Source organism: Yersinia artesiana (genome assembly GCF_902726545.1).
In the GTDB taxonomy this organism is placed as follows: Bacteria; Pseudomonadota; Gammaproteobacteria; order Enterobacterales; family Enterobacteriaceae; genus Yersinia; species Yersinia artesiana.
Window position 1 is genome coordinate 39452 of the sequence record NZ_CACVAD010000020.1, and the last position, 15881, is coordinate 55332.

A 15881-nucleotide genomic window follows, 5' to 3' on the forward strand; every position below is an offset into this window, starting at 1 on the left:
AAAAGGCCCCTTGAGGCCTTTTGTGTAACTAAAGTATCAATTGGTTCTGCGAGCGAAATCGCGCAATTTAAATCCAAGCAAAGCAAGTGCTGCAAAATAGGCAACAACTCCCGCGATAACAACAGCAGAAAGCCGTAGCAGGCGATAAGCCATCCCCCCGACGTCCCAGGCTGGCATGACCCACAATAGCCCCAGCAACACCACGGACATCACCACCACACCAATCACCAATTTAGCCAGGAAAACCGCCCAACCCGGTTGCGGCTGGAAAATCTTCTGCTTACGTAATTGCCAATATAATAAGCTGGCATTCAGACAAGCCCCCAAACCAATCGACAGTGATAAACCGGCATGTTTAAGTGGCCCGATAAAAATCAGGTTCATAATTTGGGTGATTATCAGCGTAATAATGGCGATTTTGACCGGGGTTTTAATGTTCTGACGTGAGTAAAAACCCGGCGCCAGCACTTTTACAACAATCAACCCCATCAATCCGACGGAATAGGCCACCAGCGCACGTTGTGTCATCAGCGCATCAAACGCACTGAATTTCCCATATTGGAATAATGAAACAACTAATGGTTTAGCTAAAATGCCCAAAGCCACCGCACTTGGCAATGCCAGCAGGAAACACAGGCGCAACCCCCAATCCATCAACTTAGAATATTCATCATGATTGCCGCTGGAGAAGCTCTTTGCCAGTGAAGGCAACAAGATAGTGCCCAGAGCTACCCCCAGCACACCGGAGGGGAACTCCATCAAGCGGTCAGCATAATACATCCATGACACCGAGCCTGAGACCAGGAATGATGCAAAAATGGTATTGATAATCAGGGAAATTTGGCTTACCGACACACCAAGAATAGCTGGCCCCATTTGGCGCATCACGCGCCATACACCGGCATCACGCAGTGACAACCGAGGCAATACCAACATGCCTATCTTTTTCAGATGAGGAAGCTGGTAGCCCAATTGCAGTACTCCCCCGACCACCACCGCCCACGCCAGCGCCATCACCGGTGGATTGAAGTAAGGTGCAGCGAAGAGCGCAAAACCTATCATGCTGATATTCAGAAAGGTTGGAGCAAACGCCGGAATAGAAAAGCGGTTCCAGGTATTCAGAATCGCCCCGACAAGGGATGCCAACGAAATCAGCAAGATATAAGGGAAAGTCACCCGCAACAATGCAGAAGTTAATGCAAACTTGTCTGGTGTATCGGTGAAGCCGGGCGCAGTAATAAAAATGACCCAGGGTGCAGCCAGCATCCCCAGTACTGTCACCACTGCCAGAATAAGCGTTAATAAGCCGGAGACATAGGCAACAAATGTCCGGGTTGCCTCCTCACCTTGCTGGCTTTTATATTCGGCCAAAATCGGTACAAAAGCCTGTGAAAATGCCCCTTCAGCGAATATCCGCCGCAATAAGTTAGGTAACTTGAATGCGACAAAAAAAGCATCCGTTGCCATACCGGCACCAAAAACCCGCGCCACAATCGCATCACGCGCAAAGCCCAACACGCGAGAAAACATGGTCATAGAACTGACGGCTGCCAGTGATTTCAGTAGATTCATAAATTTTTCTGATCTGTTTTCCGATCTGTATTTGCAAAATACGCTGTAAATATCAACGCCTGCTATAAGCAGGCGCTGCTTCTACCCAATATTGAATGGATTGTATCAGTTCTGGCCGGTTATTCCGCCACCCACTGTTGTAACAGAATCTCTATCGTTCGTTGCGCGAGGATAGCCTCTTCACCTGACACTTGTGGTGTTGTCTGATTACTGACCGCCTCGATAAAGTGATGAACCGCCCCGCTAAAGCCTCGTTGTTCTAATGTGGTTTGCCAACCAGGTGCGGGCAAAGTTATCACCTGCCCGTCGGACTCCTGCTGCCATTGGCGCATATCCGTAATCTGATAGCAGCTACCGGGGCTAACCGCTTGTACACTTTCGCGTTGAGTCCCGCCATGGCGATGCATGCTGGTGGTGATCAGACAATCGCCCGCCTGGAAATGGTGCTCGGCATACAACATCTGTTGTTGCGGGTTTGTTTGTATCGTCCCACTCAATAATTTGGCCGTAGCCCCCCCCAGCCATAGTGCCGTATCCACCACATGCAGATAATCATCAAGCAAGGTAAAACGGACATCATTTGGCCCGATACTATTCTGCCGATGTTTCTCCATACGCAGCGATGCAGGGTGACTCATTTGCTGCTTAAGCTGCTGATACAATGGCGCAAAGCGTCGATTAAACCCCACCATTAGCGCCAACCGCTGCTTCGCCGCCAGCGCAATCAATTGTTCGGACTGCGCGATGGTTTCGGCTAATGGTTTATCAACATAAACATGAACCCCGGCCTGCAATAACTCGCTCACCACCTGAAAATGGCTGGCGGTACTGCTGTGCACGAAGATGGCATCACATTCAGCGGCCAAGGTATCCAATCGTGAGAAATAACGCATGCGATAGCTGTCGCACACCGGTTGTGCTTTTATCTGATTGGGAGAAAACGCCCCCACCAACTGCCAGCCCTGCGTTTGAGTCAAAATAGGTAAATAGGCCTTTTGCGCAATACCACCAAGGCCGACTATGCCGACACGCAGTTTTTTATCAACACCGGATTGTTTCATAGCATCCTTATTAATCATCCAACTGTATCAACACTTCGTCCAGGCGACGAGTCAGTGCCATAACCTGCTGTTCGAGCTGAGCGACTCTGGCTTCAAGGGTGCCAGTTGACCCCGATGCAATTTCTTCTGTCGATGATGCTGGTGCGACATCACCACTTAACAGATGCATAAAGCGGCTTTCTCGCTTACCTGGCTCACGCGCCAAGCGCACCACAAAAGGCCCATCTTCGCGTAAAGATAACTGATTGAGCACTTCTTCAGTTTCAGCCACATCGGAAAACTCATGCATCCGGTTGGTACGCGTACGCAACTCGCCCGGTGTCTGTGCCCCGCGCAAAAGTAATGTGGTCATCACGGCCAGTTCAGCGGGAGAAAACTTCAAATTGCCAAATTCTGAATTACAAAAACGGTGCTCATACTTCATCACCCGATTGCCACTTTGGGTGCGGATAAGATGTTTTTTCAACAAAAAATCCAATGTTTGTTGCACCTCAGATTCAGATAACTCCATCACCGGTTCACGGTTGGTTTTCTGATTACAGGCAATCGTAACCCCATTGAGTGACATCGGATATTGCTCCGGCGTTGTCACTTGTTTTTCCAGCAAACAGCCAATAACTCTGGCTTCTTGTGCATTCAAACTGTGTTTCATCCTGACCTCAGCGAGTTGGCATCCATTCTTTGTTAGTTAAAGCCGTCAGCACATGATCGCGCCATTGACCATCGATCAATAAATAATCTTTCGCGTAGCCTTCACGTTCAAATCCAAGGCGTTCAAGCAAGTTACCACTGCGGTGATTATGCGGCATATAGTTAGCCATAATACGATGCATCCGCTCCTGCCGCTGCATGTAGCGAATCAGTGGTTGCAAGGCTTCAAACATCAGCCCCTGCCCCTGCCAGCGCTCACCTAATGAATAGCCAAGAAAGCAGGCATGGAACGAACCGCGCAACACATTGCTAAAGTTCGCCACACCACGAACTTCTTTTTCTTCTGGATCTAACAAAATAAAATAATAGGCGCTGCCCTGTTTTTGCAGCTCCATGATCATTCCCAACCGTGCCTGCCAGCCAGAAGGCATGCAATGACTTTGATCACGCACCGGCTCCCAGGGTTTAAGAAATGCCTGATTTTCAGCGTAATACTCCGCCATGCGATACGCATCACGCTCATTAACCAGCCGCAGTGACATTCGGTCTGTTGTTAAGCGGATTTTAGGTGTTGCTGAATGATAGCCGAACATCTGCTCCCCTTGGGCTATGTGCTGTACTCAATTAGTGACAATCTTTTTATTCAATATACCTGCTGTCTGGCTGCCACGTAAAACGATGGCCGCGCTCTTTTTGCACATCAATACAGCAAGATTAGGCAACTAAAGAGCCAAAAAGACATTTTATTATGAAACTGTCGGTGAGGTAACGTATTGACGATAAAAAATATTATCCATCCAAACCCAGCACTGTTGTCATCTCAGCCAGGTTGTTAGACTAAAGCACCACAGCAAATTGAAACAGGCGATCGCCACCATTTGAAATCTTTCCAGCAGCAAATATGAATTCTATTATCCAGATTGGCTCGCTTAGCCTATAAATTTCATTATACCTGTCACACTTGTCATTTATTCTGTTGAATTAAATTAAAGGTTTTTTCTCTTGATACATCCATTATATGCTTTTGTTGCAGAGACTCTGCCTGGCAGTATTTATAGCGATGAAATGCAACTCAGTTTAATGAGTATAATATGTGAAGTTTTATGCGCAAAACATATACAATCTCTTTCCTAATTCGGTTATTTGTATTAATATTGCGCTGAAGGAAAATAAGGATCATCAACTAATAATCAAGGGACATCATGGACATTCATCTTAATCAAAAAAGAAGATTTATCGAGTATTATCAAGCCATTGCAATGACTAACAGTGACAAGCTATTAAGGGTAGCCAGAGATGTTTCGCGTTTTGTTCTTCGTGATGCTCTAGTTAGGGCAAGGTTTGAAAACGAAATAAAAGATTTTATTAGTGAACAGATGAAAATAATAAAATCAGCCAGAACGGAATCTGATTGCAAGATAGCTATCGATAATTTGAATAAAGAGTGTAGCAATCTGCTTGAACAAGATCTTATGCTGAAAACCAAACGAGCCAAAACTGTTGTCGCTATAGAACTTAAAAAGGATCGAGATACTTGGGGTTATGTTATACAAGGAGTTTATTTAACTCTGGGTGGACTTACAATATTGGGAGGTATTAGCCTAACTGCGAGCTCTTTAGCATCAGGAAATATAATTGGCGTTATGGCTGGAGTAACGATAGTGTTACACGGGGCTAATAGTCTCCAAGAAATATATATGAACTTGAGAAACGACACTGATTCATCAACAGGCCTTATCCAGAATGGATATATCGCCACTGCAGAATTTTTAGGCTTTGAGAAAAAGGTTGGTGTATTAGCCTATAACTTTATGAGTATTGGATTATCAGGTTATGGAATGGCAAGAATGGTTCTGAAGCCCGATGCATGGAGACTATTTAGACATATCCCAACTGATTATGTGAGGAACATAAAGACTATGGGATATGGTTCATTAGCCATTGAAGGCACCGGTAATGCTTTATCAGTTAAAGCAATTAACGATAGCAAATAACGTTAATCACATTACTATTTCAATGGTACAAATAATAACTTCGCTCCTAATACAACAGGGGCGACGATATGTATCATAATAATTACGACTATCGCTACAAAAATAAAAGACTCAAATTGAAGTGAATCACCTGTGACAAAAGCCACAACAGCTAACAAGAAAAATAGTAGTTGCAGGAATATCATTCCCAATGAAATTCGTTTGAGTTGTGCTATCGCAGTCTTAAATGGAATGTTATTTCCTGTAGCTTGTTTGCGTATAAATTCAATATCTCTTTTTGAGATAAATTTCTTCTCTGATAACAACAGCTCAATACTTTTATCATCCATAATAACCTGCCATCCATATTAAACAATTTCATATGATATCTGATTTCCGTATGATGCTGCAATCCTGCTACTTAAAATTAGGATTTTTGCTTGCACGGTTTATGCCGTAGCAGCAGTAATAGCAGTCGGTTTCACTGTTATCAATGTTGCTTGAGATAAACGCCAGCTATAACTTTTATATGCTAATAAAAGATGCCAGAAAACAAAGTTGCCCTAACGTCGTTGCTTCCCCATAGGTGGATTTCATATTTGTTATCAATAATTGTTCACCTATTTGGCTGTTGCCGCAAAATCGGTCGTAACAAACATTGATGATGTTTCTGCTGATAACACCGGTGGCAAATAATTTCAACATGGAACTATCTGCGCGTTTTTATCTTTAAATGCTGAGCCAGGTTCTGCACGAAGCCAAACCCTGTGATTAGCGTTTAGACGAAAAGCTGATTTTTCTTTATCAAATTGATTTTTAACGTAATAGACAAGACTACTAGCCTGTCGAGTCATTCCGTAACCATTACCTTGCTGCTCACCAGAAACTCATGCGTAGCAGTATGCAGTTCAATTATTAGTTGATATCATTATTGCTGCTCTCACAAAGGATATAGTTTGTATAACACTTCAAACTATAAACGTATTTTCTATTCCCTCCTTTTTTAATTTCTGACGGTGAAGCATGGCCTTGGTATCGCAAGCTCGGAGCTTGGGTAAGTACTTTTTATTGCTTGATAACTTATTAGTTGTGTTGGGGTTCTTTGTTGTTTTCCCACTCATCTCTATCCGATTTGTCGATCAGTTAGGTTGGGCTGCGCTACTCGTGGGTCTGGCCCTGGGATTAAGGCAACTGGTGCAACAAGGACTAGGGATCTTCGGCGGCGCTATCGCTGACCGTTTTGGTGCGAAACCCATGATAGTCACCGGTATGCTGATGCGTGCGGCAGGGTTTGCTTTAATGGCGATGGCCGACGAACCCTGGATACTGTGGCTAGCTTGTGCGCTGTCTGGTTTGGGAGGAACCCTCTTTGACCCGCCGCGTACCGCACTGGTCATCAAGTTAACTCGCCCCCATGAGCGTGGCCGTTTCTATTCCCTCTTGATGATGCAAGACAGTGCCGGTGCGGTTATCGGCGCATTGATCGGCAGTTGGTTGCTGCAATACGACTTCCATTTTGTCTGCTGGACCGGCGCAGTTATCTTTATATTGGCCGCGGGCTGGAACGTCTGGCTGCTGCCGGCTTATCGAATTTCTACCGTGCGCGCACCGATGAAAGAAGGGCTGATGCGAGTGCTACGTGACCGCCGCTTTGTCACCTATGTGCTAACTCTGACCGGTTATTACATGTTGTCGGTGCAGGTCATGCTGATGCTGCCGATTGTGGTCAATGAAATTGCCGGCTCCCCTGCCGCGGTTAAATGGATGTATGCCATTGAAGCTGCACTCTCACTGACTTTGCTCTACCCGATTGCCCGCTGGAGCGAAAAGCGTTTTCGCCTTGAACAGCGTCTAATGTTCGGTTTGTTGATAATGACATTAAGCCTGTTCCCTGTAGGCCTGATTACCCATCTGCAAACATTATTTATGTTTATCTGCTTCTTCTATATGGGTTCTATTATTGCCGAACCCGCCCGTGAAACACTGAGTGCTTCACTGGCAGATTCGCGCGCTCGTGGCAGTTATATGGGCTTTAGTCGTCTGGGGTTGGCGCTGGGTGGTGCACTGGGTTACACCGGTGGAGGATGGATGTACGACACTGGACGAACGCTGGAAATGCCGGAATTACCCTGGTTCCTGCTGGGTGTTATTGGTTTAATTACACTCGTGGGATTGTACTGGCAATTTAACCAGCGCCGTATTGAGTCCGCCATGTTGAGCGGCAGCTAGCGTGTCACTCGCCGGAGCGCCCTGCTCCGGCATACCGCCCTCATGCCGATTCAGGGTTATCTGATTGGCAACCAGCATACTCTGCTGCACTATTCTCCATCCCAACCGTCATTGAACAAACAGGGTAAATAATACAAAACGATAAGCTAACCAGTTACTATTAGGTAAATTTGGTTTGTTTAATGTCATTGTTACGAGGCTTTAATGAATAAATTAATGTGGGGCGCTGCGGCGCTAGTGGTTACTGCAACACTGGTCGGTTGTAACCAACTAACTCAATACACACTGAGCGAACAAGAAGTTAATGACTATCTGCAAAAGCATAATAACTATGAAAAACAGATTGGTATTCCAGGGCTGGTTGATGCTCATATCACGCTAACACAATTGCAAAGCCAAATTGGTCGTGCGGAACCCGGTAAAGTCACCTTAACCGGTAACGCCAAAGTCGATATTACGTCGATTCTCGGCCCGCAAACTGCCGATATGACATTAACCTTAAAAGCGCAACCAACATTTGATCGCGATAAAGGTGCTATCTTCCTGAAAGATATGGAATTAACTGACTACACGGTGAAACCGGAGAAAATGGATTCAGTAATGAAAGCACTGACACCTTATTTAAATCAGTCACTGAAATCTTATTTTGATCAGCAGCCTGCTTATGTGCTGGACGGTGAAAAGAGTAAAGCTGAAGCCATGGCGAAAAAATTGGCAAAAGGTTTAGAAGTGAAACCGGGCCAATTAGTCATCCCACTGACGGACTAATTGGCACCGCACATTTGATCTCAATGATACGGGGGGTTACTCCTCCGTATCATTATTTTCTGAAAGTTCATCCCACATGGCCTGCAAGGCTTCGCGGCTCAACTGTGCCAAAGTGCGATAAAAACCGCTGGTGGCATGGGCTTCTACTTTGCCAAGAAAACGGCCACACCAAGGCAGTAAATAGGCATCAAACAGTTCAATTTGCGCCGCCACTTCATCTTCCGCAGCTTGATCTTCCAGCCACGAGGCTGCCAGTAATAAACCACCAAAATGGTCTGTTGGCGCTTCTCCTAACGGCATACCGCGTTGTTGAAGAAAAGCTCTAACCTCGGCTTCCGGGCGAGCATTGTCATAATCGGAGCCATAAGGCGAAACGCTGCGCTCGTCACCGACAAACAAAGCATTATAATCAGCGACCAGAGCTTCAGGTTGATACTCATGTTGCAGTCGCGTCAGCAACTCACTCTGTTCCAGTGGCCAATGTTGTTCCAATTTACCCTGACCTATCAGCGCAAAAAGCGGTTCTAACAGCGGATCTTGTGGCTGGCGATAAAAAAGTGACCCAAGAATGCGGCACACCAGAGAAAAATCATTCATTTACATCATCCTGTTTCTTATTGGTTTTTAAATCAAAGAAATGTGACAGCGTCACATAAAAATCACAACCCGGCCAACTCTGGTATCGCCGCGCGGCCACGTTGCTCAAGGAAATTCAACAAACGTCGCGGGCTGACATTCAAAATGCGCTCTTGCGGGAAATTCACTTCAGCAATAATGCGCTCGCAATGTTCAAAAATTCCCAATGAATAAGCAATATGGGAGTCTGAACCCAAGGCCAACCAACCACCCGCATCCCGCACCGCTTGCGCAATCGCACGACAATTCGCTTCGCTCCCTTTGCGTGAATGTGTAAATGATGAGTTATTCAATTCCAGCGCCACATTATATTTTGCAGCAGCTTCAGCAATTGCTTTAATATCAACCGGATATTTAGGATTACCGGGGTGGCTGATAATATGCACATTCCCCTGCGCCATGGTGGCAATCATCGCCTGGGTATTGGCAGCCTTATCTTGAGGCGGGAACACGGGCTCGTGGAAACCGGCAATTAGCAAGTCGATGGCATCCAGCATCGGGCCAGTACAATCAATGTCACCGTCCAGATTTTTAATATTCGCTTCAATACCACGCAAGATCCCCACGCCATCAACCAACCGCGGCCATACGCGCATGTTCATAAAGTGCCAATAATGCGGGGCATCAGCCATATCCGGGCCATGGTCAGTAATAGCAAACAGTTTGATATTTTTGAGCTTAGCTTCGGCGATATAATCGTGCAGGGTACTGTACGCATGGGTACTGGCAATGGTATGCATATGTAAATCAACAGGATACATGACTACTCCACAAGGTCTTTTTAAGGCGGGATAGCTTTTTTGCAGGCAAAGCATAGTCCGCTAATGATAGCAGGAATTCTTCTCATCAGCAGCGCTAAAACCTCGCCGGCAAGTTCGTTAACCCCATCAAGCCGTGGCAGCCCCTAAATCAGTACCCTCTCACGACATCAACCAACCCAACCGGCTCTCCTCCTGCTTCTATCGCCTGAATATTGGCGACCACCTGATCCATTGCCGCTTCGGGCAGAGTAACGGCAGCAATATGTGGCGTAATGGTGACCCGAGGATGGCTCCAGAAAGGATGCATTGGCGGCAAAGGTTCTTCAGCAAACACATCTAATGTCGCCGCCGCGACTTGCCCGGCATTCATGGCCGCCAGTAGATCCCGCTCCAATAAGTGCGCTCCCCGTGCAATATTGATGATATAAGCATTGGCATTCAGTTGTGAAAAGAGTGACTGATTAAGAATACCGGCTGTCTGTGGGGTATGGGGCAACAGATTAATCAGCAATTGTGTCCCCTGAATGAAAGCGGGTAACTTTTCTTGACCGGCGAAACTGGTCACGCCGGCGATTTGCTTTGCCGTACGGCTCCAACAACGGACAGTAAAACCAAACTCGACCAGTTTGTGGGCAACACTTTTCCCTAATACGCCCGCGCCGAGAATGCCTATGGTGAATTTATCGTGCTGATGCGGTTCGAGGGGTTGCCACAATTTTTGTTGTTGTTGCAGTTGATACTCATCCATGCGACGGAAATAGCGCAATACGGCGGCAACGACATATTCCTGCATCTGCAAAGACATTCCAGTATCTTCCAGTCGTACCAATGGCACGCCCGCCGGTAAAGTTCCGGGATAACGCCGCTCTTGATCCAAAATAGCGTCTCCCCCCGCGCCCAGCGCAAACACGCCTTTCAATTCAACACGCTTGGCAAGCATCTCCTGAGGCGGCTGCCAAACCAGCGCATAATCTGCCGGTTGGGTGTCGCCACGCCGCCATTGTCTGATATTCGCGGTGGGTAAACGCGACTGTAGCCCTGACAACCACTGTTTTGCCTCAACGAATGGGTGATAAAAAATAATATTCATTATTTGCCAGCTCCTTGCGAAAGTATTGAATAGACTTTCGCGATTAGCTCGCAGATGCAAGCGCTACTCGCAAGAAATGACGATGAAATCAGCAAACTGCTGTAACTTTCGCTAAACAGTCATAAAGCACACATAAGAGGGTTGACGCTGGGCACACTTTTGCCTACATTACGCCGGTCAGCCACATTGAACACGGCTGATGGTACTAGCAGTAACACGGTGAGGTGTCTGAGTGGCTGAAGGAGCACGCCTGGAAAGTGTGTATACGTGTAAGCGTATCGAGGGTTCGAACCCCTCCCTCACCGCCATATTAAAGTGAAAGGCTCATGAGATTCATGGGCCTTTTTCGTTTCTGACCGTTCATGATAATTTCAGTTACCTGCCAGCAATTATAAATAACATTTGTCATTAATTGATTATGTAGCCCTGTAGCATCCCATGCTACAACGTGAAGAGTATTTCGATTTTCGAATATAATCCACGAGGGCATAACTATATGAAAATTTCATTTATTTCTTTCTTAATTCTATTGAATCTACAAACTTCATTTGCTTCCCCTCTTATTGTTGCACATCGAGCTGGCGCCGCTGATTTTCCTGAAAATACACGATATGCCATTGATAATTCGTTAGCTAATGAGGTTGATATTATCTGGATTACCATTCAACTCAGTAAAGACGGTATACCAGTGCTATATCGCCCCAAAGATTTAAGCGAGCTTACTGACGGCAGTGGCCCTGTTTCTGACTATACGTTGGAAGACTTACAATTATTGGATGCGGCTTATCACTTTAAACATGATGAGCACTATATTTATCGCAGCCGCGGAGTCAAGATCCCGTCATTACACGCGATACTATTATCCTACCCTCAGGTGAAATTTATTATTGATATTAAATCCCCTGACACAGATCCGGAAATTGTAGCGAATGCTTTAATAGAGTTGAGAAGAAATATCCAGTCACCTGATCGACTTGTTTTCTATTCTACTGAAAAAAAATACCTTGATGCACTACCAGTATATTTTAATAAATTCGAACCGCGTAACATAACTCGTAAAATTCTGGCTAATGCGATAATGGCAGGTAAATGCATAATAGCTAAAAATAAAGGCAATTCATTCATTATTAGCGAAAATAAACATTATGCCTTCGAATTAAGACGCGATGTAAAAGTCGTAGAAAAATTCACTCTGGGTAGAGGGACGACCCGCACTCAGTTAGTTTGGAACCAGCAAGCAATGGACTGTTTCAAGGAGAGCGAAGCGGCAAAAATATTGCTGATTGGCATAAATTCAGCAAAGGATTATCAATTAGCTAAAAATCTGGGGGCCGATTATGTGATGGTCGATTCGCCGCTTCAAGCGAAAGAGTGGCGCTAAACCCACCTTATTTGTCTGTGATTCAGTCTATCTGCACGCAGAATAACCAAATGACAAACAACAAATAAATACTGCTTGACCATCTATCTGCCGATCTTTATAGTACCGCCCCGTTGCAGTGCATAGCGCGGTAACGAAACGGTGAGGTGTCTGAGTGGCTGAAGGAGCACGCCTGGAAAGTGTGTATACGCGTAAGTGTATCGAGGGTTCGAACCCCTCTCTCACCGCCATATTCGAGCGAAAGGCTCTGACGAAAGTCAGGGCCTTTTTCTTTGGTACCAAATTCGGAATCAATCCATTATAAAGAGCGTCGGCGTTTATCTTTAACCATACGGTCACCCAGCGGAGAAAAAGGCATTAATCGGCTATAAACCACCTGATTACGCCCTCGATTTTTTGCCAGATACAGTGCTTCGTCCGTCATTTTCAATGCCTTTAACATCGACATTCCAGGTAAATAGAGAGACGCGCCAATCGAAATAGTTGCTTTAACTTTTCGTCCATCAGGTAATTGCACATCTAAATCCTCAACGCGCTGACGAATTCGCTCTGCCACCGATTTAATGGCTTGGGGATCATGGCGATGGGTTATAATAATAAACTCCTCTCCACCGTAGCGCCCCACAAAATCTTCATCCCTGACTGTCGTCATCAATAATTTCCCAACCTCGGTTAACAATATATCGCCCCCGTCATGGCCGTAAGTATCATTAACGGATTTAAAATGGTCGAGATCCAAAATCATTAAGCCACATGCCTGGCGATTGTGATGAATACTGTTTAGGCGGTAATCGACACTCGACCGGTTATTCAGTTGGGTTAATTTGTCGATATTTGCTCTATTTTTCATCGCGAAATACGCATAAATATGCCGCTCTTTAAAATTCAGAGCGTGATAACAGATAGCTAAACAAAGAGCAGAAATGAGTTGATATACCACAACCTGCGTCCAGACGAGAGCATTCGGAACTAATAAAACAGCGGTAAACATTCGATAAATAGCAATTAAGATAATAGTGATATAAAAGATGCGACTACTCTTTTTCTGCCATACTTTGGAAAACAAGAGTGGAACAATCACTATTGTTATTAATACGTTGTCTAATGTCACCCAACCGGTAAAAGCGAAATTTATCACCAACGCAGTTAAGCCACTTAACCAACCGCCATAAAATGTGACCAAGACAATCGGAATCAGCTCGAAACTATAGAAGTACGACCCAGAAATAACCCACTGATCTTGATTAAGATAAAGTGACACCAACCCTGATATCAGCCCAAATACAATACGCTTCCAAACCTCTCCATTATAAGAGAAAGGGCTATTCTGGCTTAAAGCAAAATAACCAATAGAAAGTGTTGCATAAGTGACACAAGCATCTCGGTATAGCGTTGACAAAGAATCTAATTCACTCATGGCGTAGCATCAGTCCTTTGAATTCTGACTGTTAATTTTACATAACACTGGGACAGGCGATTTCTCACTAAGATTAAGTCATGTTCTAATCTAAATTTGCTCATCGGAACCTTAGATATTAGGCAAAGATTAATAGTTTCTAACCTAAATTTTAGCTGCGAGATAGGCTTTATTCCTGAATAATTTCATTATGTGGCCTCCCCCAATCTTTGGGTAACCAGATATCTCCTAATCATTTAAATCCATTCAGACACACTCCATTCCTTTACTGTTAAAACTTTTTACTCAGTTTCTAACACCTAATGCTCAAATCAAGCCCTACCCGCGATAATAGGCACTTTGTATTTAGCCATGCAGGAAATTGTCTTGCCGGTCATGAATCCGCCGATTTAAACCACTTTATAAAACTGGCCGTTATCTACATTTCTGTCAGAGATTGATATACATCTAGATCTCATGCTGCGAATTGGCGTATCGTGGCTATCTGCTACTCGAGACGGACCCTTATTGGCCCGCCATTTATTTTGTCTTTTCTTTATTTGGTTTGCACCTTAGATGAAAACGCACGGAATTAACGGCATTAGGCCGTTCAGCGCGATTATTGACGCTTGCTGGCGAGAAACCTATACATTTCAACGGCTTTTAAAAGATATAATTGCCGGTATTACTGTCGGCATTATTGCTATCCCACTGGCTATGGCACTGGCTATTGCCAGTGGTGTTCCTCCACAGTACGGCTTATATACCTCGGCAATTGCCGGGATTGTTATTGCGGTCAGCGGCGGCTCCCGTTATAGCGTATCTGGCCCCACCGCAGCCTTTGTGGTCATTCTTTATCCTGTTTCACAACAATTTGGTTTGGCTGGCTTATTACTGGCAACATTACTCTCCGGTGTATTTTTATTGTGCATGGGGCTGGGGAGATTAGGCCGCTTAATTGAATATATTCCGCTGTCAGTCACGCTTGGCTTTACCTCGGGGATTGGTATCACCATCGCCACTATGCAAGTGAAAGACTTCTTCGGTCTACACCTGCCAGAGGTACCGGAAACTTATGTGGGTAAAGTGGCTGCACTTGCCCAAGCGCTGCCAACCATCAACTTCAGTGATACGTTAATTGCGACTGTTACTCTGATGGTATTGATTCTCTGGCCACGATTAAAATTAAAGTTACCGGGTCACTTACCTGCGCTCGTCGCCGGTACCGCTGTTATGGCAGTTTTATCGTTATTTGATCATCAAGTTGCCACTATCGGCTCACGTTTTGGCTATTTGTTGGCTGATGGCACACAAGGCCAGGGTATCCCCCCTATTTTGCCGCAGTTTGTCTTACCCTGGCATCTGCCAGCCGCCAATGGGCAAGAATTTGTTCTGAATTGGGCAACACTTTCGGCGCTGCTACCAGCCGCCTTTTCGATGGCGATGCTCGGGGCGATTGAGTCGTTATTATGCGCAGTGGTTCTTGATGGCATGACCGGGCAAAAGCATCACTCGAACAGTGAGTTAGTCGGCCAAGGGCTAGGCAATATGGTGGCACCGTTCTTTGGCGGCATCACCGCCACTGCGGCTATTGCCCGCTCAGCGGCTAACGTCCGTGCAGGAGCAACCTCGCCGGTGTCAGCCATTATCCATGCCCTGTTAGTGTTACTGGCTTTATTAGTTCTGGCACCAATGTTGTCATACCTGCCGCTGGCTGCCATGGCCTCGTTGCTACTCATCGTGGCCTGGAATATGAGTGAGGCGCATAAAGTGGTCGATTTACTGCGCCGTGGCCCCAAAGATGACATTATCGTCATGCTGCTGTGTATGAGTCTGACGGTATTATTCGACATGGTGATTGCTATCACGGTGGGTATTGTATTGGCCTCGCTGCTGTTTATGCGTCGCATTGCCCGCATGACCCGTCTAAGTGAAATTCCGACTGAAATGAATGAACATCGGCTAGTGTTGCGGGTTAATGGGCCACTGTTCTTCGCCGCCGCAGAGCGGATATTTAACGAATTACTCAGTCGTAGCGAAAATTACGACACCATCATTCTGCAATGGGACGCGGTACCGGTTCTGGATGCAGGAGGGCTGAATGCGTTTCTGCGCTTCACGGAGGCCTTAGGCGAGCATCAGCAACTCATTATCACGGATATTCCTTTCCAACCGCTGAAAACGCTGGCAAGAGCGCGTGTTAAACCTATAGAAGGTAAGTTGAGCTTCTACGGTTCACTCCCTGAGGCTTTGGCAGCATTAGCGGTAAAATAGCCTTTTCCGCGATCAAAAAAGGCAGCGTAGATGATCTACACTGCCTTGTTACCTATTCACCGCGATAACGCTAAGGACGCAGGATATAG

General features: G+C 45.7%; 14 protein-coding genes and 2 tRNA genes. 7 read left to right on the forward strand and 9 right to left on the reverse strand.

All coding sequences use genetic code 11. The features are described 5' to 3' along the window. Positions 1-36 precede the first annotated feature (36 nt). The 4 genes from murJ to rimJ form a co-directional block, all read right to left on the reverse strand. On the reverse strand, positions 37-1572 hold the full coding sequence (gene murJ, locus HU019_RS08670) for a murein biosynthesis integral membrane protein MurJ (RefSeq protein ID WP_174849379.1): 1536 nt from the start codon (positions 1570-1572) through the stop codon (positions 37-39). 119 nt (positions 1573-1691) lie between these two features. Further along, a complete protein-coding gene (locus HU019_RS08675) occupies positions 1692-2651 on the reverse strand; it encodes a Gfo/Idh/MocA family protein (RefSeq protein ID WP_227739440.1) in 960 nt (319 codons plus the stop codon). Then, the gene (locus HU019_RS08680) at positions 2644-3285 is read right to left on the reverse strand and encodes a YceH family protein (protein ID WP_174849377.1); all 642 of its coding nucleotides are present in this window, start codon (positions 3283-3285) and stop codon (positions 2644-2646) included. The genes HU019_RS08675 and HU019_RS08680 overlap by 8 nt, the downstream gene beginning before the upstream one ends. Positions 3286-3292: 7 nt before the next feature. After that, complete coding sequence (rimJ, locus tag HU019_RS08685; protein WP_174849376.1) at positions 3293-3877, reverse strand: ribosomal protein S5-alanine N-acetyltransferase; 585 nt, start codon at positions 3875-3877, stop codon at positions 3293-3295. A gap of 666 nt (positions 3878-4543) precedes the next feature. Between rimJ and HU019_RS08690 the strand changes: the two genes are divergently transcribed. After that, the gene (locus HU019_RS08690; protein ID WP_174849404.1) at positions 4544-5278 is read left to right on the forward strand and encodes a DUF4225 domain-containing protein; all 735 of its coding nucleotides are present in this window, start codon (positions 4544-4546) and stop codon (positions 5276-5278) included. Positions 5279-5292: 14 nt separating this feature from the next. Here HU019_RS08690 and HU019_RS08695 read toward each other — a convergent pair whose 3' ends face one another. Then, on the reverse strand, positions 5293-5607 hold the full coding sequence (locus HU019_RS08695; RefSeq protein ID WP_174849375.1) for a hypothetical protein: 315 nt from the start codon (positions 5605-5607) through the stop codon (positions 5293-5295). Positions 5608-6280: 673 nt separating this feature from the next. Between HU019_RS08695 and mdtH the strand changes: the two genes are divergently transcribed. Both mdtH and HU019_RS08705 read left to right on the forward strand, forming a co-directional pair. After that, entirely contained in the window at positions 6281-7486 is a 1206-nt protein-coding gene (mdtH, locus tag HU019_RS08700) for a multidrug efflux MFS transporter MdtH (protein ID WP_174849374.1), read from the forward strand. Between the two features lie 204 nt (positions 7487-7690). Then, entirely contained in the window at positions 7691-8254 is a 564-nt protein-coding gene (locus HU019_RS08705; RefSeq protein WP_174849373.1) for a lipoprotein, read from the forward strand. Positions 8255-8290: 36 nt separating this feature from the next. Here the strand turns inward: HU019_RS08705 and HU019_RS08710 are convergent, their stop codons facing one another. From HU019_RS08710 to ghrA, 3 genes are all read right to left on the reverse strand, one after another. Beyond that, positions 8291-8851 carry a TorD/DmsD family molecular chaperone gene (locus HU019_RS08710; protein WP_174849372.1) on the reverse strand — a complete coding sequence of 187 codons (561 nt, stop codon included), beginning with the start codon at positions 8849-8851 and terminating at the stop codon, positions 8291-8293. A gap of 62 nt (positions 8852-8913) precedes the next feature. Further along, on the reverse strand, positions 8914-9651 hold the full coding sequence (locus tag HU019_RS08715) for a phosphatase (protein WP_174849371.1): 738 nt from the start codon (positions 9649-9651) through the stop codon (positions 8914-8916). Between the two features lie 148 nt (positions 9652-9799). Continuing rightward, the gene (gene ghrA / locus HU019_RS08720) at positions 9800-10741 is read right to left on the reverse strand and encodes a glyoxylate/hydroxypyruvate reductase GhrA (protein WP_174849370.1); all 942 of its coding nucleotides are present in this window, start codon (positions 10739-10741) and stop codon (positions 9800-9802) included. Between the two features lie 218 nt (positions 10742-10959). On the opposite strand from ghrA, the gene HU019_RS08725 reads away from it, so the two are divergent. The 3 genes from HU019_RS08725 (at position 10960) to HU019_RS08735 (ending at position 12352) form a co-directional block, all read left to right on the forward strand. Further along, positions 10960-11049, forward strand: a tRNA-Ser gene (locus tag HU019_RS08725). Positions 11050-11237: 188 nt separating this feature from the next. Then, on the forward strand, positions 11238-12122 hold the full coding sequence (locus HU019_RS08730; protein ID WP_174849369.1) for a glycerophosphodiester phosphodiesterase family protein: 885 nt from the start codon (positions 11238-11240) through the stop codon (positions 12120-12122). Positions 12123-12262: 140 nt separating this feature from the next. After that, a tRNA-Ser gene (locus HU019_RS08735) sits at positions 12263-12352 on the forward strand. A 68-nt stretch (positions 12353-12420) separates the two neighbouring features. Here the strand turns inward: HU019_RS08735 and HU019_RS08740 are convergent. Next, positions 12421-13539 (reverse strand): GGDEF domain-containing protein, encoded by a 1119-nt coding sequence (locus HU019_RS08740; protein WP_174849368.1) that lies wholly within the window; start codon positions 13537-13539, stop codon positions 12421-12423. Between the two features lie 555 nt (positions 13540-14094). Here HU019_RS08740 and dauA point away from each other — a divergent pair. Then, positions 14095-15792, forward strand: coding sequence for a C4-dicarboxylic acid transporter DauA (dauA, locus tag HU019_RS08745; RefSeq protein ID WP_174849367.1), 1698 nt, complete (start codon positions 14095-14097; stop codon positions 15790-15792). Positions 15793-15881 lie beyond the last annotated feature (89 nt).

Bases quoted from the DNA above. Each gene is read 5' to 3' on its own strand.
- murJ (WP_174849379.1), bottom strand. From the start codon at position 1,572: ATGAATCTACTGAAATCACTGGCAGCCGTCAGTTCTATGACCATGTTT.
- HU019_RS08675 (WP_227739440.1), bottom strand. From the start codon at position 2,651: ATGATTAATAAGGATGCTATGAAACAATCCGGTGTTGATAAAAAACTG.
- HU019_RS08680 (WP_174849377.1), bottom strand. From the start codon at position 3,285: ATGAAACACAGTTTGAATGCACAAGAAGCCAGAGTTATTGGCTGTTTG.
- rimJ (WP_174849376.1), bottom strand. From the start codon at position 3,877: ATGTTCGGCTATCATTCAGCAACACCTAAAATCCGCTTAACAACAGAC.
- HU019_RS08690 (WP_174849404.1), top strand. From the start codon at position 4,544: ATGACTAACAGTGACAAGCTATTAAGGGTAGCCAGAGATGTTTCGCGT.
- HU019_RS08695 (WP_174849375.1), bottom strand. From the start codon at position 5,607: ATGGATGATAAAAGTATTGAGCTGTTGTTATCAGAGAAGAAATTTATC.
- mdtH (WP_174849374.1), top strand. From the start codon at position 6,281: ATGGCCTTGGTATCGCAAGCTCGGAGCTTGGGTAAGTACTTTTTATTG.
- HU019_RS08705 (WP_174849373.1), top strand. From the start codon at position 7,691: ATGAATAAATTAATGTGGGGCGCTGCGGCGCTAGTGGTTACTGCAACA.
- HU019_RS08710 (WP_174849372.1), bottom strand. From the start codon at position 8,851: ATGAATGATTTTTCTCTGGTGTGCCGCATTCTTGGGTCACTTTTTTAT.
- HU019_RS08715 (WP_174849371.1), bottom strand. From the start codon at position 9,651: ATGTATCCTGTTGATTTACATATGCATACCATTGCCAGTACCCATGCG.
- ghrA (WP_174849370.1), bottom strand. From the start codon at position 10,741: ATGAATATTATTTTTTATCACCCATTCGTTGAGGCAAAACAGTGGTTG.
- HU019_RS08730 (WP_174849369.1), top strand. From the start codon at position 11,238: ATGAAAATTTCATTTATTTCTTTCTTAATTCTATTGAATCTACAAACT.
- HU019_RS08740 (WP_174849368.1), bottom strand. From the start codon at position 13,539: ATGAGTGAATTAGATTCTTTGTCAACGCTATACCGAGATGCTTGTGTC.
- dauA (WP_174849367.1), top strand. From the start codon at position 14,095: ATGAAAACGCACGGAATTAACGGCATTAGGCCGTTCAGCGCGATTATT.